Raw genomic sequence first — 22,899 nt, 5'->3', positions numbered from 1 at the left:
GAACTGCTGGGCGGTCTGTACAACGCATTCGGTACGACGCCTGCTGAAATCCGGGATGCAATGGCATGGGCCCATGCAGTGCGCCGTGCGGTCAACGAGGGTGTTTCGAAGCCACTGCAAATCCCTACGGCGAAAATGTTGCTCACCATCGAGCAGGACGACTTGTTGCCTCGGTATCTGGAGGATTGGAAGCGCCAGAAAAATCAGTTTCTCGAGTGTTTCAAACCCAAACGACGCAACGAGATCAAGAGCGAGATCGTGGAGTCTCTAACAGCTGCGACAAATGTGCTCGATCGACTGGCCAGTGATCCCTACGGGCCGGAAACATGGGTCACATGTACCCAAGCTCTCAATGTGCTGGACATGTATCGGCTTCGAGACCTTCCGTATCAACTCGCACAGCGAGGTGTCTCAGGAGAGGAATTCCCCGCGGCTGTAGAGCGCGCGGTGTTGGTCTCGTGGGTAGAGCACCATTTTTCGTCCGACAGTCGTCTGAAGCCTCATCGAGGCGCGGATAGAGACGAGTTGGTTGCTCGGTTCCAGGAATTGGACCGCGAGCTTGTCGAGGCGGCACATGGAGAGGTGATCGCTGCATGCAATGCGAGACGCCCACGGAAGACCACAATCGGCCAAGCTGCCGTGTTGCGACGCGAATCAATGAAGCAGCGCCGGCACATGCCGGTTCGTCGGCTGCTCGACGAAACGCGAGATGTAGTGCAACTCATCAAGCCTTGTTTCATGATGAGCCCCCTTACCGTGAGTCAATTCCTGTCGAGTGACTTCAGGTTCGATGTGGTCATTTTCGACGAGGCATCGCAGGTGCTCCCTCAAGATGCAGTGAATTCGATCTATCGCGGGGACGCGCTCGTGGTTGCGGGCGACCCACGGCAGCTTCCCCCTACGTCCTTCTTCAACGCGGCAAATGACAGTGATGATGAAGACGAGATGGAAGACGACGATCTAGGGTTCGAGTCCATCCTTGATACCTGCAAAGCAAGCGGCATCCTGCGTTCTCTGCCGCTCCGTTGGCATTATCGAAGCCGGCACGAGCATCTCATCGCTTTCAGCAATCACGAGTTCTACGAGAACTCGATGGTGACCTTCCCAGGATCTCGGGAGGACGGACACGACATCGGTGTCGAGTTCTTCAAGGTCGACGGCATCTACGACCGTGGCGGCCGGCGAGATAATCAGGTTGAAGCTGCGTATGTCGCACAGAGAGTCATCCATCACTTCGAAACTCGGCCGCATCTGACACTCGGTGTCGTTGCACTGTCGAAGGTTCAGGCCGAGGCCATCGAGGAAGCGGTCGACAAAGCATTGAAGACTCGTCCGGGGCTATCGCGGTACTTCACGGACAACCGTTTGGATGGCTTCTTCATCAAGAACCTGGAAACCGTTCAGGGCGATGAACGTGATGTCATCATCCTCTCGATCGGATATGGACCGGACGCGCAGGGACGCCTTCGATCCGAGTTCGGTCCGATCAATAGGGACGGGGGATGGAGACGCTTGAACGTCGCAGTCACCCGTGCCCGGCGCCGCATGGAAGTCGTCGCCTCGTTCCACGGAAGCCAGCTGCCGGACAGCGCGAACAAGAGTGTGCAGCATTTGAAGCGTTACCTGGAGTATGCGGAGCACGGTCCGAACGTTCTTGCCACACAGGTTGCTGATCCTGAGGCGGTGCCGGAGAGCCCCTTCGAGGAGTCTGTGATCACCGTCCTGAGGGAGATGGGGTATTTGGTCCAACCTCAGGTCGGCGTTGCTGGATATCGAATCGACATGGCTGTTCGTCATCCCGAGGCACCAGGGACATACGCGCTGGGTATCGAATGTGATGGCGTGATGTATCACTCCTCAAGAGCCGCGCGTGACCGGGACCGTCTGCGCGAATCGGTTCTTCGTGACCTGGGATGGAAACTCCACAGAATATGGGGAACCGATTGGTACCGGAGTCGTGGTGAGGCTATCGCGCGTCTGAAGGCGGCGGTGGAAGAGGCCTGTGTGGTGAACCCACACGTGGTGCAGGCAGAGCGTCACAGGAATGTGCTGGAGGTATCGCCGACGGTGCCCGATACTGCGGCGGTGATGCCCGAAATCACCCCGGCAACGCGCGCGGTGGAGTTCGTATCGGTCGAGGAAGGCGCGCCGGAATGGGCCGCGGAGTACACATTTCTGAGCGACGCCGAGCTTCAAGTGATCCGGCAGGAAGCGGTAGACGATCTCGGTTATCACTGGATCGATCTACAGGATGACCGGTCCACGCGGGCAGTCACCCAAGTCGTTCTTGCGGTAGTCGATCGAGAAGGACCGATCGAGGAAGAACTGATTCTTTCACGCGTTCGGTCGGCGTGGATGTTGGCGAGATCAGGACAGGTCATCCAAAAGACGATCCGCGCGGTACTGAAGAACTTGTTGAAGAAGGAGAAGATTGTCTCTTATGGAACGGCGTACGACATAGCCGGACGTGAAACGCGCGTAGCGCGGACTCCGACAGCGCAATGTGTCCGAAAGGCGGGACATGTTCCGGCCATCGAAAGGCGGCTTGTGCTTCAGAAACTGGCCCAGGATTGTCCAGGATTGTCGAGGGCGGAGTTGCTTCGCGAGACTGCTAGGTTCTTCGGTTGGGCCCGACTCGGTTCGGATATCAAGATGTTGCTGAACAGCGATATCGAGGATTTGATCAAGTCCGGAACGATTGTGACAAACGGACAAGGGTTCTCAGCGGTTTCGGGTTCTATCGACACTGCCTAGGTAAATGGTGTGGATGTGGGGTGACTAGTGTCGTCTGACGGGGGGTGCGCTTGACGCGTATCGCTATTCCGTCCTAACCAAGGATTCCTAGGTCCGAAGCAATTGCGAGGTTGGAGTCGCACCGAAGTCACCATGGCATCGACCTAGGTATCGGCTACAACACTTCTTTGAAGACGTGGCTTTTGCACCTTTGACTGAGCAGTTGAGTCGAGAACTGGACAAGCAGGGTACCGGCATGCGTAATCCTCGCGGCAACACGTGAACCCATCCATGCGGAACGGTGGAGTAGCCGTGAGATAGTACCCACAGGCGGGCGGGTCGAGGCCCGCACTCATGGCCAGATAAGACTCCCCACCCCGCGTTCGTCGTGGCCCGAGTTGGCTCATTTCGTTAGTGCGTGAGTCCAGGTCCTGAAATCCGGTCGAGCAGGGCTTGTAGGTCGGCGTCGACCTGCGGTGGAAAGGTGTGTCGGGTTCCGTTGATCGCGATGGTCGCCGACCGCAGCGGCCGCAGCAGTTTCACCACCTTGCCGATCGCGAGCCCACTTCGTTCCTGGACCACCCGAGAGACGGCCAACGCCGTAAACACCACGGTCAGGTGCGCCTCGATCGCGTCCTTGGTGCGGTGGAAAATCGGCCGGGCCCGCAGATCCGTTTTCGACATTCGAAACGACTGCTCGACATGCCACAACTCGTGATACTTGCCGATCACCTCTCCTGGATCCATCAACGAGACAGGGAGATTGGTGACGTAGCCTTTCAGGCCGACGAGCATCCTGGCTCGTTCGAGCGAGGCGGTGTCCAGACCCGAGTTGGCTCATTTCGTTAGTGCGTGAGTCCAGGTCCTGAAATCCGGTCGAGCAGGGCTTGTAGGTCGGCGTCGACCTGCGGTGGAAAGGTGTGTCGGGTTCCGTTGATCGCGATGGTCGCCGACCGCAGCGGCCGCAGCAGTTTCACCACCTTGCCGATCGCGAGCCCACTTCGTTCCTGGACCACCCGAGAGACGGCCAACGCCGTAAACACCACGGTCAGGTGCGCCTCGATCGCGTCCTTGGTGCGGTGGAAAATCGGCCGGGCCCGCAGATCCGTTTTCGACATTCGAAACGACTGCTCGACATGCCACAACTCGTGATACTTGCCGATCACCTCTCCTGGATCCATCAACGAGACAGGGAGATTGGTGACGTAGCCTTTCAGGCCGACGAGCATCCTGGCTCGTTCGAGCGAGGCGGTGTCCAGACGCCGGCCTTTCGCGGTGACCGTCACGAACCGTGTCGATTTCGGGACCGTGTCCCCGTCGACCACCGCTCGGGCACGGGCTTCCTGGGCGTTGAGGGTCTTCTCGTCCCGGGCGGCGCGGCTGCGCGAGTACTGCCAGATCGCCCGCCACGCATTCGGATGGTCCGTCTCGTTCCAGATGGGCTCGGCCCGTCGCCGGGGATTGTTGACCACGGAGCGGCCATGCCGCGGCGTGATGGTGTCGATGATCTGCCCGTCGGTGAAAACATTGCCGTTCCAATGGAAATGCGAGGCGAGATCACCGGGTGCCTTCGTGGTGCGGGAGCCGACGATGAACTTCAGCCCGGCCTCGTCCAACGCTGCGAGGTTGGCGGCCGACAGCATCCCGGCGTCGGCGGCGACGACCATCTCAACCCCGTCGAGGTCGTGGCGGGCCTGGAACTGCCGCACGATCGGCACGATCGTGCGGGTTTCGGCCGAGTTCCCTTCGTAGCAACCGATCTCCAGCGGAAACCCGGTTCTGTCTACCAGCAGTCCCACGACGATCTGCGGGTCCACCCGACGTTCCTTCGAGTACCCGACCTTGCGCAGGTCGTCTTCCTTCTCGGCCTCGAAGTACAAGGTGGTCACGTCGTACAACAACAGGCTCAGACCACCGGTTTCGGCGGCATACTCGAAGCACTGCTCGGCGACCTTGTCCCGGTACTTGCCGGTGATGATCTGCTTCAGGTGGCGTTTGATCGTGGCGTAACTCGGCGGGTCCGCCCCGAGATCCTGCAGGACCCGACCGGCGTCGAGTTTCGAGCCGGGCTCGACGATGCGAGCGATCACCAGATCGCGGAACACCGTATCGTTGACGACTCCGAATCCGAGTTGGTCGTAGACATCGGTCAGCACCTGCCGCAGGAGCACCGACCCGGTCGATTCGGTCCGTCCCGGCGCATCGACCTGCGCAGGTCCGGGCGCCGGCTCGAACAGAGCACTCTGCCCGCCCACCAGGGCCTTGTCGACCGGAACCTGCGGGGTGACGTCCAGGTCGAGGGCCTGCTGGTCGGGGTCGAGCCAGGCACGGGCGCGTTCGAGAAGCATGCCGAGTTCGACGTCGGTGTGGGCGGAACCGATGTGTTTGACGATCTCCTGCCGGCCGCCCACGTATCGGGCGACCTGCACAGCCGTGGCCCCGGACTTGGTGCGCACCTTCCTGACAAACGCCACCCGCCGAGCCTAGAACCAGCGTCGTTAGTGCGTGAAATCAGACCGATCCCGACGAGAAACTGCAGTTCACAGACGTAAGCCATCGTTCATCCCGAAGATGTGAGCCAACTCGGGAGGCGGTGTCCAGACGCCGGCCTTTCGCGGTGACCGTCACGAACCGTGTCGATTTCGGGACCGTGTCCCCGTCGACCACCGCTCGGGCACGGGCTTCCTGGGCGTTGAGGGTCTTCTCGTCCCGGGCGGCGCGGCTGCGCGAGTACTGCCAGATCGCCCGCCACGCATTCGGATGGTCCGTCTCGTTCCAGATGGGCTCGGCCCGTCGCCGGGGATTGTTGACCACGGAGCGGCCATGCCGCGGCGTGATGGTGTCGATGATCTGCCCGTCGGTGAAAACATTGCCGTTCCAATGGAAATGCGAGGCGAGATCACCGGGTGCCTTCGTGGTGCGGGAGCCGACGATGAACTTCAGCCCGGCCTCGTCCAACGCTGCGAGGTTGGCGGCCGACAGCATCCCGGCGTCGGCGGCGACGACCATCTCAACCCCGTCGAGGTCGTGGCGGGCCTGGAACTGCCGCACGATCGGCACGATCGTGCGGGTTTCGGCCGAGTTCCCTTCGTAGCAACCGATCTCCAGCGGAAACCCGGTTCTGTCTACCAGCAGTCCCACGACGATCTGCGGGTCCACCCGACGTTCCTTCGAGTACCCGACCTTGCGCAGGTCGTCTTCCTTCTCGGCCTCGAAGTACAAGGTGGTCACGTCGTACAACAACAGGCTCAGACCACCGGTTTCGGCGGCATACTCGAAGCACTGCTCGGCGACCTTGTCCCGGTACTTGCCGGTGATGATCTGCTTCAGGTGGCGTTTGATCGTGGCGTAACTCGGCGGGTCCGCCCCGAGATCCTGCAGGACCCGACCGGCGTCGAGTTTCGAGCCGGGCTCGACGATGCGAGCGATCACCAGATCGCGGAACACCGTATCGTTGACGACTCCGAATCCGAGTTGGTCGTAGACATCGGTCAGCACCTGCCGCAGGAGCACCGACCCGGTCGATTCGGTCCGTCCCGGCGCATCGACCTGCGCAGGTCCGGGCGCCGGCTCGAACAGAGCACTCTGCCCGCCCACCAGGGCCTTGTCGACCGGAACCTGCGGGGTGACGTCCAGGTCGAGGGCCTGCTGGTCGGGGTCGAGCCAGGCACGGGCGCGTTCGAGAAGCATGCCGAGTTCGACGTCGGTGTGGGCGGAACCGATGTGTTTGACGATCTCCTGCCGGCCGCCCACGTATCGGGCGACCTGCACAGCCGTGGCCCCGGACTTGGTGCGCACCTTCCTGACAAACGCCACCCGCCGAGCCTAGAACCAGCGTCGTTAGTGCGTGAAATCAGACCGATCCCGACGAGAAACTGCAGTTCACAGACGTAAGCCATCGTTCATCCCGAAGATGTGAGCCAACTCGGGCGAGGCCCGCACTCATGGCCAGATAAGACTCCCCACCCCGCGTTCGTCGTGGCGATCAGGAACTCGTGGTCCGAGCGGTGACGGTTAAGCCGCCAACCACATACCGCGCCCCCGGTGATTTCCATCGAAGTCTGCGAGGGCCGTATGGACATCATGTCCGCCTATCGGGAAGTCGGGTCGTACGAGGAGCAGCCGAGCTCTGCGGTTCCACGACGCGGAGTGATTTGTGGTCGCGAGCGACCGGCGCTGGGGTACGAGACCGTCGTTGCCGCAGTGGGTAGTGGCACTGGAACAAACTCGACACGACGCGCCTGCATTGCAGACATTGTGATTTGGCGTAGGGACGTGTGTTGTCGACATGTGCGAACGCAAGTATGTGAGCTGCAGCGGGATGGGGCCGACCGGAGAAAGCAAGCCCAGAGGGGCTCGTCGACCTCTTTGTGATAGGCATGTTTGACCGGACGTGGCAGCTATAACTATGGGTTGCAATCGGACCCGCGATGGTGTGGACGAAATCTTGATCAGGAGGCACGGAGCGTGGTGAATCGCCGGGGCGCGCACAGCCTCAGTGACTTTTTGGAACCGACCGCCCAATCACTACGAGAGGAATGGCGCTCGGTCTTAGCTCGCCAGGAAATGGCACAAGGGCAGCGGCAGGTAAACTTCGTGCCGAGCGAGGTCATCCTCTGTCTGTGTGCCTCGCTACTCGTAGACCACAGCAGGTTCGGAAGCAGTAGCGCACACCGTGCAGGGTTCCCAGTGAAAGAGCTTGCAAGACTGTATAAGCGGCCACCCACCAGCATCCTGGCGAAGATGGCGAATCTGGATGGAACACGGAGCAATGGGGGACGACACGAACTCGAAGTGTCGGCCCGGATGATGTCGGATAGTGCACTCCTGCAAGATGTCTATACTCGTATTCTGGCAGCGGCCCGAGCAGAGGGGATCGATCGCACTGCATTGCCCGACTTTCTCGAACTGGAGGACGGGGGAACTCTCTTGCTGGCAGGACAGGAGGAACTCGTTGCGAGTGAGATCGAGTCTGAGTTGGAAGGGGCAGTCGAGAAGTGGGCACGCGATCGCACCGATGTCCCGATCGAAGTAACGCAACGGGTACTTACTTCAACGATACGAATCGGACAGCATCGCTTCGCGAGAGCGGTATTGCACAATCACGGGAATCGTTGTGTTTTCTGTGGAATGAGCAGCGTCGTCGGAGGTCGACGTCGACCGAGGATGCTCACCGCGAGTCATATCAAGCCATGGCGGGACAGCTCGAGCAAGGAGAGGCTCGACCATCTGAATGGATTGGCTGCCTGTCCGACCCACGACGTTGCCTTCGACACGGGATTGATCACAGTTGCCGAAGACCTCTCCATTACTTATGCGAGAGACCTCGAGCGTGCGTTGGCAGAGGACGAGCCACTGCGTCGAGCTTTCGGAAAGCCCCCGCTGGCAGAGAAATTAATTCTCCCGAGTACGGCGCAACCGCCTGACAAGACATATCTTGGTTGGCATCGAACCAAGATTTTCGTGTCTGTCTGACACGTCCGATGGGGTTGGGTCGGATAAGAACGGCTGCGTTGTAGGTGCGGGCTCTCGGGGCCTGTGGACTTTGGCTCCGAGTATGTGCAGAATGCACCCCGTAGCCCGGGGTGTGCACGGCGGATCTGACTCGCCGCGCACACCCCGAATGCTTCTAGTCCTGCATCGCCTATGACTCCCGATCGGGCTCCGCAATGCCGAAGAACTCTGTCACGCGGTTCAGCGTGTGCTCGTCGCGAAGCCTGCAGGCGGAATTTTGGTTCGCGAACAACCCAGCCTCGCGTAGTGCCGACTCGCGATCAACGGTTCGTTCCCACACGACGGGGACGATCCACTCCTGGTAATCCTCGGCAGGGTCCGGGTTATCAACCTCGTGTGTGTAGGGGCCAACGAGGTCGAGACTGCGGAAGTTCACCGGCTTGCCGTCGACCTCAAGGGTCGCCTCGTCCGCCGGAGCGGCTGAGTCGGCAACCGTACCGGCACCCACATAGCCGACTTTCGGGACATAGACGAAGACACGATCTCCCACCTGGAGGTTCTTGAGGGTGTCGGAGTACCAGCGGCCGCCGCCGGCTGACACGAACCCGTACTTGCGCGCGTCGTCCCAGTTACGGGAATCGTTGACTTCCCCCAGACAGACGTACCAGTCCTGCCCGTTCCACTCGGGCTTCTCCGAGGCGGACGCCGCGCTTCCGTTGCCGGGTTCAGAGACATCGAGCGACGTGCGCGTCGCACGCGGTGAACTCGCGGCCGATGATCCTGGCGTGTAACCGAACTGGGTGAGCCGGTGGCGAGCGACGTCGAGCTCGGTGTCGGTGAACAACGATTCGAAGGTGGGCTCGACGACGAGAGCTTCGACGGTGAGATCGATGCGTCCTCGTTCCCACAACTCGGAGAACCCATCCGAAATAGTTCGCGATGCGAGGAGCTTCTTCGCTGTAGTCAACGGGCCGATATTGGCGACCATACTGATGAACTGGGTGGCGTTGTAGCCGGCTTCGCGTCGAGCGCGTTCGTAAAGTGCGCGGACGCGTGATCCGAACTCGGCCTCGAGCTCCGTCGTGTCATCGCTGATCGGCTCCGACACGACAAGCGGCGCGGTCGGTTCCGGGACGCCGGCAGCTGCCTCGTTAAGGTTGTTGACGAAGCCGAGCAGCGCGTCGACGGACGTGAACACCTTGTAGCCGAGTTCCTCGAGTCTGGGGAGGTCGGCCTCGTCGGGATCGAGTTCGAGGATGACAGGATCGCCGACTCCGTGCTGCAGCCCATCAGGCCAGAATGCTTCTGCCATGGACAGGAAGCGGCCGCTCGTCGGATCGGTGATTTCGGTATCGACCTCAGGTTCCGCGAATCCGAGGTCATGGAGCTCCGCGATCATTGCCTGAATCTGCAGGGTTCTCGGGTCATCGGGCTCAGTTTCAGTGACGGCGAGCGGCTGCAGGGACTCCTCGGCGCTCTGCGAACCCGACCGTAGTTCTTCAAGGAAGGATTGCGCAGCCTCTGCGAGCAGTTCGCGTCGAGCGGCGAGGAAGTCGGGGTAGCGGTCGACGGTCCAGAGTGCTGGGTCGGTCGGAATCCACTGAGACGCGAGTACACCGGGATTCTTCGCTTCGACTTCCGCGAAGTACTCTTCTGGCGCGCGCTTGCCGATCTCCAGGTTGGTGGCCTGGGTGAGGAAGCAGAAGTTCGCAATCGCATTGATCTCATTGCGATCGTATCGATCGCGCAGCATGGCCTTCGGGAAGATGTGATGCACCTGGAGGCTGGTGAGTTTCCCAAGCAGTTCTGCACGCAGCTCCAGGCCGCTGCCGAAGTCGCGGGCACCCTTCACACGGGTGAGTAGGTAGAGCAGCGGGTAGAAGCGAGATCCTCGGGTGGAACCGTCGAAATCGTGGGGGAGGATCTCGAGGCGTCCACCGCGAACGCGTTCGAGAGTGGCGATCAGCCCGTCTACCCCGGAGTCGCGCACGGTGTCGTAGTCCTGCTGCAAGTAGGTCTCGGTCGATCCACCGAACCGGCCCCACAGAGCGGAGTGGACATACCAGTACAGGACCTTGTCGCGGTGGGCTGCGTCGGTGAACTTGCCGCCATTCAGCTCGAGTAGACGCGACACGACGGGAATCGCGTAGCGACCCATAAGAACTCTGTCGTGGTCGAGTCCGAGACGTCCGGAGGCTGCATCGAGGAACGTGCCGATGTGGGCGACGGAGGATGTGAGTGCGCGTTCGAACTCGTCGGCTTTGACATTACTCAGAGCAGTGAACAGCGCGCGGCCTCGTGCCACCGCCGTTGCGTTACGAAGTAGCCAGTCCAGCGTGAAATCGAAGCCTGCCTTCTTCCATACAGCGAGGTGATCACGCATCTCCTGCCGAGCGGGCGGCCACTGCGCGCACAGGGACGCGAGGGCAAGGTCGCCTTTCGACAGCTTTGTGCCACCTGAATTCACCCGGTTGAAGATGTCGACGACCTCATCGACGGACTTGTCCGAGCCGGTGATCTTCTCGACGTTGAATTCTCGCTGCTGAATCTGCGACAACGTATTCAGGCGGTCGAGGTAGGTACTGGCCTTTTCGCCATGATCGGTGAAGGCGGTGAAGAACGGCTTCAGGCCCTCGCGAAACAGTTGAGTGACACTGACCCAACACGGGTCCTCGGCCATGACCGTCGGACGATAGAACTCGAAGACCTCCGACTCGACATTGAAGTACATCCCCGTGAACGCTGAGGGGTCGCCCTCGAAGAACGGGGGAGGGGTGCCACGCACCACGCCGTACAGTGAGGTGACGCGCTGCTGTCCGTCGAGCAGAAGCTGTCGGACGCCACCGCTGGTGATCTCGCCACGTACAGCGATCTCGCTGGTCGCGGTCTCCCACATCAACAAGCCGCCTACGGGATAACTCCGGTAGAGCGAGCGCATCAGACCTCGGACCTGATCACGATTCCAGACGTAGCCGCGTTGGAACTCGGGGAGTAGCACAGTGCCCGAATCGATCTCGTCGAGGAGGGTGGATAGTTTGGGCATAAGTACCTCTCTGGAACTCTCGGAACAATAGAACTCAGACGAGCGGAGCGAGGAATGGGCTGGGCTCACCGTGCCATGTGACGAGCAACTGCTCACGGGCTCGGGTGCACGCGACGAATAAGAGGGATCGCTCGCGCTGGAGATCACGTTGGTGGGTATGTTCGTCGTCGCTCAAAGGAGTGACAGCTGACAGCGCTGGCATTTGCTTGCTGGAGACAGCGCAGACTGCGAGGCATCGGAACTCGAGACCCTTCATCCGGTGCATGGTGCCTATGGAGACGCTGTCTGAAGCTCCTCGACCTTCAGATAAGGAGCTACTTAGAATCCGGTGCTTCTTCAGCGCCTTAGCTACGGCATCCCCAAGGGCTTTGGAACGGACAGCGATCCCGATCTCGGATGGCTCGACCCCACCTGCGATCCACCCCGCAATTCTCTCGGCCAGGAATGCGAATTCTGCTTCGCGAGTGCTGAACCCTTCGACAATTGGCTCATCACCGTGGATTTCTGACCGGCACCCAGCGATCGAGTCGAGTTGGTCGTTCATATCGTCGAACTGGGTGCCGTGCATCAGCTGGAGACTCCAACGAAGAATTTCCGCCGTGGTGCGGTAGTTGATCGACAAACGACTCGATCGTCCGGTCACGTTGATGCCTACCTCGCGCAAGCTCACATGGTTGTTGTAGATGCGCTGGTGGGTGTCGCCGGCGATGAAGAGGTCATCCGGAGCTTCAGGTGCCGCAGCTCTCAGCAGACGCCATTGGTCGGGACTGAGGTCTTGAGCCTCGTCGACGACGATGTGCCGGTACGGCTTGTCGTCGCGGTTTTCGAGGAGGCGCGTGGCTTCTCGCCGGATGGTCTCATGGGTGTGGAGTGCTCTGCGTTCCAGCGCCTGTTCGAATTCCCAAATGGCCTGCCATACCTGAGCCTTCTGCGATGCTCCCAAACGACGTCCGCGTCCGGTGCGTTTCGCCTTGAGGTAGTCGTCTGCTGTGGATACCCGCTGAGCGAGAACCACTTGACGCCATTCTTCACCGAGGAACGTCTCGGAGAAGTCGATCCCCAAGTCGTCGGTGATGCCGCGCCAAAGTTTTCTCTCGTCGGCGGAGCTGATGACGTGTGGAGTGCCATGTGCATCCCGGAAGACGCGGTGTGCGAGACGATCGACGTGTTGGACGACGATGCGGGACTCGACCTCCGGGTTGTCGATGAGCATAAGGATGCCGTCTTCCAACGATTCGGCGAGCGTCGAGGTGAACGTCGTGACGAGGACGCTGCCTTCCCTGCGTTCGGCGAGTCGCCGTGCTCGGTGCAGAGCGACGACGGTCTTGCCGGTACCGGGGCCACCTGTCACGCGCGCAGGACCCCGGTACGTTGCATCAACGGCGCTCTGCTGCGCGGGGTGAAGGTAGATCCGCCAGAGGGCGAACGGGTTGGCGAATACAGCCATCATCTCGTCCGGACCGTCGACGAGGAGAACTCGATGGGCACTTCGGCGAATAGCGGCGTCCAGATCGTTGGTGTCGACGGGATCGTCGAGAATCTCCGCACCGAGGTCGGCCCACACCTCGTCGGGGGTCATGCCGGCTGCGAGACCGTATAGCACCTGCCATTGAGTGGTGGGAAAGTAGGGCTGAGCCGCATCCAGCTGGGAGTCGTCGGTGAGGAGCCGTGCGAACCGTACAGCCTTCTCGTCGAGGCCGAGCCGCGTGAGGTCGCTGTCTTTGATGTGTTCGAACAGGTATCCGCTGGTTCTGCCGGTGGTCTGCTCGTCGAGGTTGGCGAGTTGTTCGTCGAGTGCGGCGTCATCGCGAACCTCGATCCCGCCGGTTGCCTTGTTCACTGAGACGTTGCGGCGTTCCGCCCATACGTAGGCATCGTCATGCGGTAGGACCTTCAGCAGGGTGTAGGTATCGCCTGTTTGCGGAGCAAGCACGATCCCGCGCCAAAACTGGGTGATGCGGATCGACCGGAACTGAGGGTTCCGGGCGTTCTTGATCTTCTCCAGATGCAATCCAGTGTGGGTAGCGGCGTCGAACTTCCCGAACACTTCGTATACCCGGGTTTGCACCGACTGGTCGAGTTTCGCAAAGTCGAGCAGGAAATCTTTGTCGATTGCCAGTGATGCCACTCGTCTGCCTCCCCAGTGCCGGTGGACCCGCCGAAATGCGTGCCCGACGTGTCTTTCGCTTCGATGCCGGGAGACATTACCCCGCCCCGGCGACACCGCTACTACGCCCGCGACGTACTCACGAGAGGTGCTGCGGTGATGCGATGTGTTCGGCTAGTAAGTCCACCTGCGCAAGTAGCTCGGCCGGTGGGAGTCCGAGGTCAAGGGCATGACAGTGCAACTGCACATCTGCTCGCGCTACTCGGTGGATGCGGACGGGTTCGTTCCCTTTCGCATACACGAGGTGACCGTCCTTCAGACCGAGGACGGTGCAGTAAGCGAGCATCTGGTACAGATCGGCGTCAGGGAACCCCGCGGGTCGCTCGGCCTTGTACTTGGCGTCGATTACCGCTCGGATCATCCCCGCGGGTGTCATCCAGACGAGGTCGGGGCGCATGCGGACTCGAGATGCCTCGTCCAGGTGGAGCGAGTACTGCGTAGCGCATCGTCCGTACCGTCGGGAAAGCGATTCACTCAGAGCGGTGCAGACGAAGTCCTCGAAGATCCTCCACATGTCGAACATGAAACCGGTGACCACAAGCCGGCCCACACGTTGCTCGAACGATTGTGCCGTCAGGACGATTTCTGCCAGTCGGAGCGCGTTCTGATAGCGGATATTGAGCCGGCTCGGATACCACTCGGGGACTGGTTGGCCTCGCCTGGGCGTGGTCACGTCCGCGAATGCGATGCGTAGCCGCTGCAGTCGGCGTCGTGAATCCGGCGATAATTGCGGAATGGTAAGCAGGCGCAACGTCGCCGCGAGAAGCACACGGTTCTCAACGATGTCAACTGTGAAGTCGTCGTACTCGACGGCCAGAGGCACAGGCAGGCCGAAGCGGCGGGTCATCTGCTCGCCTGTGCGTACTCGGCCGCGTAGAACCGGCAACGTGTCGGAGACCGTGCGGTATCCCTGCAGCAGCCCCTGTTCGGTGGCTCGGGCAGCAAGTCGAGAAAACACCGCGGCGAGAGCCGGGAGGAGCTCATCGGCTCCAGTGAGCCGCACCGTGTCGTCCCGCCAGATATCGCTGCTCCGCGCGTATCCGAGCAGGAATACGAGTCGATTCAAGTTGGTGATCTTGGGTCGGACAATCACGTGACGATCTCCGAGGGAAACTGCGCCGATCTTCCGGCCCGCCGCCAGCATGTACCACCCGGCTTCGTGAGTGGGAGTGACGTCAACAATGGCGAGTCGGCTCAGTGCCTCGTACTCGTTGATAGATAGCTCGACGAGTCGCGCCTCATCGCCCTCAACCAGCGTCAGTGTCGGCGGCATCGCCCGGTGCACCCCCGGTAGTGGATCTGGTTTTTGCAGCCAGTCGCTTTCGGACCACTTCGAGCCCGTAGGTGGAAGTCACGTCGATTTCGCGGTCGCCGTAGTGGAATTCCTCGAGGAGGGGCAGGATGTTATACCTCCATACTCGTTCGAGGCCGTGGGGAGCGAATACTGCCGGACGCATGAAGTAGGACGGGCCGATCTTGAAGTCCTCGTCGTCTATGAGCGCGTTGAGCTCGTCGAGTAGGTCGGCGGCTTCCATTGGATGACCATGATTGTCCAGCCAGCTGCGGAGGATGCCGGAGGTAGGTTCCTCGGATGGATGCAGTGGAAGGAATGCGAAACGTCTGCGCATCGCTGCATCGACGAGGGCGATCGACCGATCTGCAGTGTTCATCGTTCCGATGACGACCACGTTGCGTGGCAACATGAATGGTTCCGAGTCGCCCGATCCGTAGAGCAGATCGATGCTCTCGTCGCGGTATTCGAGAAGGAAGTACAATTCGCCAAAGATCTTTGCGAGATTACCGCGGTTGATCTCGTCGATGACTAGGACGTATACAGCGTCGGGATTCTCGACGGCACGGTCGACGAGTGTCCGGAGCGGCCCGGGTCGCAGCTCGAAGCCGACTTGCCCCGCACCGTGCTGCGCCGGGCGGTATCCCTCGAAAAAATCCTCGTACGAGTACGCCGGATGAAACTGCACGAGCTTGACATTGGACTCACCGGCGAGATGTCGAGCAAGTTCCTTTGCGATGAAGGTCTTGCCGGTTCCGGGGGGCCCGTTAAAGATGAGCTGTGGCCGGTCGCGGAGGAGCTCGACACACTCTTGCAGCCATTCTCGAGGAACATGTAGCCGCGCGGCGAGTTGGTCGTCGGCATCGGGCACATTGAGCCCAGCAGCAGGAACGACTTGGCGGCGCTGACCCATGAGTTCGCGGATGCTGTCGATCTGCCCCGTCAGATCGACCACGTCGCCCTGAGTGGTGAGCCGCGAGGCAATCTCCAATGGGAGGTCTGAACTTCGCAGATACCGGGATTCCCATTTTACTGGGCGTCGAAGGTTGGAGCGGCCGTCACTGCTGCGCACATACTCGGCTTCCCCGGTCACGGTGCCGAAGTAGACGCTGCCCTGGCTGACAGTGAGGATGAGGTCGCCTGGATGCATACGGGCAAGGAACGAGTAGAATTCGTCGACTTTCTCCTGTCGAACGGCGTATCCGGAAGAACGGTAGTCTTCTTCGACGAAACCTCTGAGTTCCTCTCTACTGACGTCGGGTTCGACGGGACGGAGGAACTTCGCGGCGAGTGAGACAGTGCCCTTGATGCGCCAAATGGGCACCATGTCTTCACCGGCTACGTTCGATCCGTAGATCTTCCAGGCATGAGTTACCTCGTCGCTCGGTGCAGGTACGAACGTGGGCTGCATGCCAGTCTTCTTCCTTGGAGTCGGATGGTTTCCGGGCGACCACAGTTAGGCGCCCCTTCCGCGCGGCGAATCGTCAAACTTTTGTATGAGATTTTCGTACACTTCTATGGTGCGCTGAAGGGATCTGAATTCTCCGTAACTTTTTTCTTCGGTCCGTTTTAGTACTGGAAAGGCCGAAAAAACATTCTCGATTTCCTCGCGTTCGATCCCGTAAAGAATTAGAAATGCTGCGTCAAGCTCAGCTCTCAGGCTGGTCGCGTCTCTATGGTCGAGCTCCTCGCCGGCCTGGCCCTCCCAGGCTTCGGAGTAACTCGATGCAAGGGGTGATCTTGCGGATATCGCGGCTGCACGGGGGGCGGTAAATTCTGATGCTGCGGCTCCCAGAAATGGTGTATCCGGACTGGGAAGTGGTAGTTGATTCAGAATATCTGCAGTGAGGTGCGCGCCAACCTTTTTTTGGCGCACAAAATAATCAAACGGTATGGAGTTTAAGCAAGCAAGATAGTGAAGTAGTGCTTGCCTCGGAAGTTTATCGCCGATAATGTTCTGGCACGTGTATGCCACTGCAGATTTTGGCTGAATGCAGAAAATTGATGTTCGAGGCGAAGTTAAGTCATTCATCATCTCTTTGCCGGTCAGTATCCAGGATCTGCTAGAAGGCCACTTTCGATTAACTAGTTCGCTAGGTGCCCAATAGCGGGGGATGGGCCATTCACCAGAGCGTCTCGGTGCGGGCACTGCCTTCTTGTTGAACCGTCGACTGAGTGGGACTCCTGCAAAAGTGGACCGATAGTTGTCGTAGGCCCCAAAAAGTTTACCTTCTTGGACCGGGAAAAAGAGTTCACTATCTGTGACGAATTGATCGTTTACAAGTTTCGCTCCGGACTCGGTAAGCTGTTCGAACGTTCTCAGTTCAGAGTGGTCTGAACTGAGATTTATAAATCCTTGTCGGGTGTGCAACCCTGTCTCGGAGAAAATTATGGAAGACTTGTATGCTCGCACGGTGATTGTCGCATCGGAGTGGCTTGCAAAAAGCGGTACGGCGAAAGTCTCGGAGGACAGCCGCTCCACGACGTGGGGCTCTAGGGGCAGTGTGGCCAGGGCGGTTTGTGACGGGTCATTCAGCTGCGTTGCTACAAGAATTTGCGCATGATTTCGACCCGCGCCTCCGAATGTGGTCAGCGCGAACCGATAGTGGCTTGGGACTGCAACAAAGAACCGGGGTTCGTATAGATAGGTTCGCCGGGTGTTTACGAAATCGAAAACAGACTGAAGGCGTGATGACCGTATGAGATCCTTCCTGAAATTTGCGGCACTAGGTTCTGTGGCAAGTCCGGTCGGGGTAATAATTCCGCACGCGCCCCGGTGGCCCACAATTTGACTGAACCGTTCTGCGAATAGTCGATAGGTGTTGAGGCGTCTGCTCACGCTGAGTGGATATGCTCCGCTTTGTTTGAGGAAATGTGCGGCGGCAGCGACATGACGCTTGTCGTGTTGATACCTTGTGTTAATATGATCGTTCTCGACCAGCAATTTGGATATGAGTTTTTTTCGTTGCGTAGCACGTTTCTCCTCGGAAATTTCCGTGCTGAGCGTGGAGAAATACTCGGTTTCGTCAATCTCGACTTGTTCCCACGGGGGATTACCTATTACAACAGAAAATCCGCCTGTCCAGCCATGTGAGGTGCTATCGAGAGCCTCATCTGTGGTCGAAATGCGGAATATATGGGGAAATTCTAGGTGCCAATGAAAGAATCGATACTCTGCAGCCAGGCGTTCCAGTTCGGCCGTCTGGCCGTTGTCGAGTGCGTTGATGCCGTTGCAGAGTGCGCTGATGGTCGAGTGCGTAATTGGCCGCGCCGCGTCTAACTGAAGGGGCCATACGAACGCAGCACACCATGCGTCGGCGGCAAGCCGTGCCTGGCGATATTCCTCCGAATCCGTGAAGGACTTCAATCGTTTCCGCTGCACGTGTATATCGGCCAGTGAGAGCGCTTTCGTGCCAACCACCTGCTCGACTGTCTTTGCCAGCCCAGTGTTTGCGGCGATTGCCTCACTTAGATCAAAGAGACCGCCCTGCCCCTTGCGTTCGGCTCTATTAGCGCGCGTAACTTCGGTTGCGATCGTCTTGAGGTCACCTTCGATCGGTTTTAACGCCGCATCAGGAAGTCCCTCGGCCAACAGGGCAGGAGTCGCCCCCATTAAGGTGTTGCCCACCTTGATCTGTGCGTCCAAATATGCAAGGGGGCGGCCGGGCTCTATAGCCTCCATCCACAGCGACAACTTGGCCAGCTCGGCTGCGAGCGGATTGACGTCGACGCCGTAGATACACTGCGCAACCACCTCTCGCATGGCTGCTCGCACCTGGTCTGGGGCGGGTTCCGGGTCTCCGGTGCGGATCGCTGCCACTCGCTTCGCGATGCGTCGAGCGGCGCCGACTAGGAAGTGCCCACTACCACAAGCAGGATCGCAGACGGTGGTGGCCAGGAGAGCTTGAATCTGCCCCTCGGAATCGTTCGTCGACTTCACCGCATCGTCGAGGACCGGATCCAGCGCAGTGTTGAGAAGCGATTCTACGAGGGATGTGGGCGTGTAGTAGGAACCGGTGTCCTTACGTTGATTCCCGGATGCGACATTGAGGGTGTAGGTTTTCGTCGCCGGATCCCACTGCGGCACGAACTCGAGCAGCGCTTCGTAGATGCTGCCGAGTTCCTCCGCACCGAGGTTGCGATAGTCGACCACCCGCAGCACTCCGGACTTCGGTTCCCGCACCAGGGACAGCGACCGCACCGCCGACATCAAGGCGTCGTTCGACAGCTCGCACTCGGTAAGGAAGTCCAGTTCACCTGCGTCGAAGAGGCCACCGATCCCAGGCACGCCCAGTTCGGGCAACCCCGTCTCGCTGCCGAGACCGTGCCACACGAGTGTCAGGGCTTTCCAGCGGTCGCCGTAACGTCCACCACGGCGACGGCGGGCGGCCCGGCGCAACCGTTCCGTCGAGAAGAACTCTGCGTAGCGGCGACGGGCGGAGGGGTCGGCGGTGGGGTCGAGCAGTGCCCCGCGGTCTTCTGTGACGAAGGTGAACAGCAACCGATACGCGACGCGCAGCAAGGCGTGGTTGACGTCGGACACCGAGATCCGTCCGTCGGAAAGGTCCTGCCTCAGTTCTCCGTTCGCGGGATGCGTCAGGAATCCGCGGCCAAGGGTACGCAGGGCGTCGACGACCCCGTCTCGTAGGAGATTGAGTGCGCGCGAACCGTTTTCGACGGCCTCTGTCCGCCACTGTTCGATCCGGCACGAAGCCGGTCCGATCTCGTCGTCACGTGTCTCGACCCGCGACACCTGGCACATGGTGTACAGCAGCAGGAAATCGGCGAACAGATCACCGTCGAAAATCGCCTCGAGATCGAACTCGACGTAGGCGGACCCCACGAGCGAGGTCGAGTCGCGCAGTAGGCGTAGTACCTGACCGTTGGACAGAAACGCCCACAGGTGCTCGTCGCTACGGTTGAGAAGCTCTTGCACCATCGACTGCGGCGATGATCCGGCCGCGCCCGCCACCCCTTTCGTGCGGGTGTCGAGGGCGGTTCCCCATCCGAGCAGATGAATGGGCACCGACTGCCACACGTGTGAGACGGGGAAGGGTTGACCATCGACGGTGATGCCACCGCGTCCGGTGGTGGGGACGCGACCGTAGCCGAGCTGATCGAACAGCACGAGCAGGAAGCGCTCACGTGTCAGACCCGTCGTGGACGCGTCGTGAGGCAACTGCGCCAACGCGTCCCGGTATCCGGTCCATGCACCGCGCAGGTACGCCCACACACGGTTGGCAGCATCACGCACAGTTTCCCCGGCAGCGAGATGATAGTCCTTCGGCGAGAGCGTAACTCCTGACGGATCGTTACCCGTTGCGAGCTGGGACGGGAGATCGGCGGGAAGGAGCCCACCCTGAATCCGGACTCCGACGAACGATGCGTCGCTCACTTGCTGCCTCCCGCCTGCGGAACGAACACGAAGGCACCGAGAATGTCGGCGCCCGCTTCCGGTGTCACCTTGAGTCCTCGCACGATCTCGGCGGAGGCCTGGCGCACCCTGCGGTGCGCGGCCAGCATCGTCTCGGCGAGGTGCACGCCGTGGTCCTCCAGATGTGGACGTAGCTCGTCGAGACCGTCGAGGACTCGCGTGAGGAACTGCTGAGCTTGGGGCGCCGGCACATTGCCGGAGGGTGCCGCGGCGAGCAGTGCCGCCGTGGCGTCGGCATCGAGCCAGCGTGCGCGGTCGGGCGCACCCTCGAACGCGAGGGTCGCGACATCTTCTGCCACAAGTTCACGGGTGCCGCTGCGTGACGGCAGCGTCATATGGAATCGGTAGCGCGTCACGAGCAGCGTCGTGCGGGTGGAGACCGCATCGGTGCGGATCACCGCGCATCTGCGTGCTGGACGTAACGAGGCGTCCAGCGCGGGGTCCAGGGCGGATTCCATTACGTATTGCGCCACCGCCTCGACCGATGCATCGGTCCGAGTCAGAACCGCTTCGCCGCGTGCGACCGGAAGATCGCGGTGGAACGGTAACGGGTCCTTACGTCCGGGGGGCAACGCGTCCCGAAGTCCGAGGGGCAGAGGGCCGAGGGTCGCGGTGAACCCGTCGTCGGTCGGCGACACGGTCGATCGCAGCGCCCGGAGCGCATGCTCAACACACTCGGCGACCTCCGCGCGAGTACCGAGTGAAGCGCGGGCTGCGCTGACCTCGGCGGACACCTCCTCCGGCTTGATCGCGTGCTGCGCGTACTTCGTCTGGGCCAGCTTCTCCCGGTCGGCGGCGGACTGCCACTCGTCGTACAGGCTGAGTTGCTTCTCCTGCACCCCAAGATCGAGGGTGAGTTGCTCGGCGTCCTGGCCTCGCAGCAGCAGCCCTTCCATCAGCGCCTCGACCACCGCTGCGTTGTTGTCCGGCACCGGAACCGACACACCCGTAGCCTTACGGATTGCCTCGTGTTTGCGCAGCAGCACCTCGAGAACGATACCGTCGATCTGATTGTCCCGTCCGTAAAGCGTGACGGCGCGGACCTGCTCTGCACGTTGCCCGAACCGGTCCACACGACCTTCGCGCTGCTCGTGCCGGGTCGGATTCCACGCCAGGTCGTAGTGGACCACCGCCTGGAAACTCTCCTGCAGGTTGACGCCCTCCGACAGACAGTCGGTCGCAACCAGCACATGCCGACCCTGAACAGAGGTGAGCTCGTCGATCCTGGCCACGCGCTCGTCCGGCGGCAATGTACCCGTTACAGCGCGGACCGTGACGTTCTTGCCCAGTGCCTTGTCGAGGTGATCAGCCACATACTCGGCGGTATCGATGAACCGGCAGAAGACGATCGGATCGCACCCATCGGCGAGAAGCTGTTTGACTTCCTTCGTCAGCGCCGCGAGTTTCGTGTCGGCCTTGCCTTCCAGCTTCTGTGCGTCTGCGAGGAACCGGCGCAGACGACGCTCGGTTGCGGTCGCGCTGTGCTCACCCGAGTCCGCGCCCGGTGTGGTGTCTGCGGATTCCACCGACTCGTCATCGCCGTGATCGAGCACGATCGCCCGACCGATTGCGTCCGCTTCGTCGGGTGTCCCCGCCGCTGCCGACGCGGCACGGGTCCGCAGTGTTTGCGCCGCCGCGCGAGGTGACGACGCCAACGCGCGCAGCAGTGCGAGCGCCGACCACCAGTTCACCCGCTTGGTCAGCTCACCATCGCCCGTTCGTACAGTTTCGCGCGCATACTCGAGCACCTTGTCGAACAGCTCACGGTATTCCGGTGACAGCGCGTAGGAAAGTTCCTTGGTGAGCCTGTCCTTGGGGAACGGGGTGTCTTCGTCGAGATAGCGCCGGATATCACCTCGGCGACGTTGCACGAAATGGCGGGCGAGGGTTTCGCGGCCCTTCCGTGTTTCCAAGTCAACCGTCTCCAACGCCGGATCCAGCAGGCCCAGCAGGTTGCGGAACGATTCCTCCTTGCCGCTGTGTGGTGTGGCACTTGCGAAGATCATGTGCCGCTGCGGATTTAGCGACAGGTCACGGATGAGCTCGTAGCGTTGCGTGCGGCCAGCGCCGCCCTGGCCGGCTGCTGCCACACACGTGTGCACCTCGTCGACGATCACCAGATCCGGGCAGGTCCGCAGGAACTCGTGACGACGTCGCGAGCTCTTGATGAAGTCGGTCGACACGACGGTGACCGGGTAACGCTCGAAGATCGACTCGGTGCCGATCCGGCCGCGTTCAAGCCGGCGCACCGTGGACGGAAGCACCAGCTCCGCTTCCAACCCGAACTTCTCACGGAGCTCCGATTGCCATTGTTCCGCCAGGGCCGGGCTGCACAACACTGCCAAGCCGCGCGCCTCGCCGACGGCGAGAAGCTCGGAGGCGACCAGGCCGGCTTCGATGGTTTTGCCGATACCCACATCGTCAGCGATCAGCAGCCGCACCACGTCCTGCCGAAGCGCCATCATCAACGGCACGAGCTGATAGGCACGCGGCTCGACGGCGATCGAGGCCAGGCAACGGAACGGGCCGGTGGTGGAGCGGAAGCCGATCCGCAATGCACCCGTGAGCAGACGCGCGCTGAAATGGTCGCCCAGGTCGTCCGGCGTCGGAGGCGGGAACGTCGCCGGCGTGACACCCTCGCTGACGAGGACACCAGCGATGTCGTCGTCGAGACCGCCGAGAGGACGCAGCACGAGGAAGTCGTCGGTGCTGTCGGGCAAGACCACCCATTCGCGCCCGCGCGCCGTGACCAGGTTGCCGGGAGCGAATCCCATATC

At 60.9% G+C, this 22,899-nt stretch carries 10 protein-coding genes and 1 pseudogene; 2 read left to right on the top strand and 9 right to left on the bottom strand.

The window, feature by feature from the left end:
• Positions 1-135 precede the first annotated feature (135 nt).
• Positions 136-2,754: a DUF3320 domain-containing protein gene (locus M3330_RS04535; RefSeq protein ID WP_255027158.1), complete on the top strand. Its 2,619-nt coding sequence runs from the start codon at positions 136-138 to the stop codon at positions 2,752-2,754.
• Positions 2,755-3,144: 390 nt separating this feature from the next.
• Here the strand turns inward: M3330_RS04535 and M3330_RS04530 are convergent, their stop codons facing one another.
• The 3 genes and pseudogenes from M3330_RS04530 to M3330_RS04520 form a co-directional block, all read right to left on the bottom strand.
• Positions 3,145-3,528 (bottom strand): transposase, encoded by a 384-nt coding sequence (locus M3330_RS04530; RefSeq protein ID WP_255027156.1) that lies wholly within the window; start codon positions 3,526-3,528, stop codon positions 3,145-3,147.
• Positions 3,529-3,578: 50 nt separating this feature from the next.
• Complete coding sequence (locus M3330_RS04525; protein WP_255027154.1) at positions 3,579-5,207, bottom strand: IS1634 family transposase; 1,629 nt, start codon at positions 5,205-5,207, stop codon at positions 3,579-3,581.
• 151 nt (positions 5,208-5,358) lie between these two features.
• Positions 5,359-6,549, bottom strand: a pseudogene (locus tag M3330_RS04520) (IS1634 family transposase); the annotation flags it as partial.
• A gap of 927 nt (positions 6,550-7,476) precedes the next feature.
• On the opposite strand from M3330_RS04520, the gene M3330_RS04515 reads away from it, so the two are divergent.
• Positions 7,477-8,208 (top strand): HNH endonuclease, encoded by a 732-nt coding sequence (locus tag M3330_RS04515; RefSeq protein WP_255027152.1) that lies wholly within the window; start codon positions 7,477-7,479, stop codon positions 8,206-8,208.
• Between the two features lie 169 nt (positions 8,209-8,377).
• On the opposite strand, the gene M3330_RS04510 is transcribed toward M3330_RS04515, so the two are convergent.
• The 6 genes from M3330_RS04510 to M3330_RS04485 all read right to left on the bottom strand — a co-directional run bounded on the left by M3330_RS04510 (position 8,378) and on the right by M3330_RS04485 (position 22,896).
• Positions 8,378-11,230, bottom strand: coding sequence for a DUF262 domain-containing protein (locus tag M3330_RS04510; RefSeq protein ID WP_255027150.1), 2,853 nt, complete (start codon positions 11,228-11,230; stop codon positions 8,378-8,380).
• Between the two features lie 34 nt (positions 11,231-11,264).
• Positions 11,265-13,358, bottom strand: coding sequence for a UvrD-helicase domain-containing protein (locus M3330_RS04505; protein WP_255027148.1), 2,094 nt, complete (start codon positions 13,356-13,358; stop codon positions 11,265-11,267).
• Positions 13,359-13,476: 118 nt separating this feature from the next.
• Positions 13,477-14,670, bottom strand: coding sequence for an McrC family protein (locus tag M3330_RS04500; protein WP_255027146.1), 1,194 nt, complete (start codon positions 14,668-14,670; stop codon positions 13,477-13,479).
• Positions 14,645-16,099 carry an McrB family protein gene (locus M3330_RS04495; protein WP_255027144.1) on the bottom strand — a complete coding sequence of 485 codons (1,455 nt, stop codon included), beginning with the start codon at positions 16,097-16,099 and terminating at the stop codon, positions 14,645-14,647. Before M3330_RS04495 ends, M3330_RS04500 begins: the two co-directional genes overlap by 26 nt.
• 45 nt (positions 16,100-16,144) lie before the next feature.
• A complete protein-coding gene (locus tag M3330_RS04490; RefSeq protein WP_255027142.1) occupies positions 16,145-20,083 on the bottom strand; it encodes an N-6 DNA methylase in 3,939 nt (1,312 codons plus the stop codon).
• Entirely contained in the window at positions 20,080-22,896 is a 2,817-nt protein-coding gene (locus tag M3330_RS04485; protein ID WP_255027140.1) for a helicase-related protein, read from the bottom strand. The genes M3330_RS04490 and M3330_RS04485 overlap by 4 nt, the downstream gene beginning before the upstream one ends.
• Between the last annotated feature and the right edge of the window lie 3 nt (positions 22,897-22,899).

The organism is Rhodococcus sp. GA1, assembly GCF_024321955.1.
Taxonomy (GTDB): Bacteria; Actinomycetota; Actinomycetes; order Mycobacteriales; family Mycobacteriaceae; genus Rhodococcus; species Rhodococcus pyridinivorans.
Note: the sequence above shows the minus strand (reverse complement) of the source record. Positions and strands in the feature narration are given on the sequence as shown.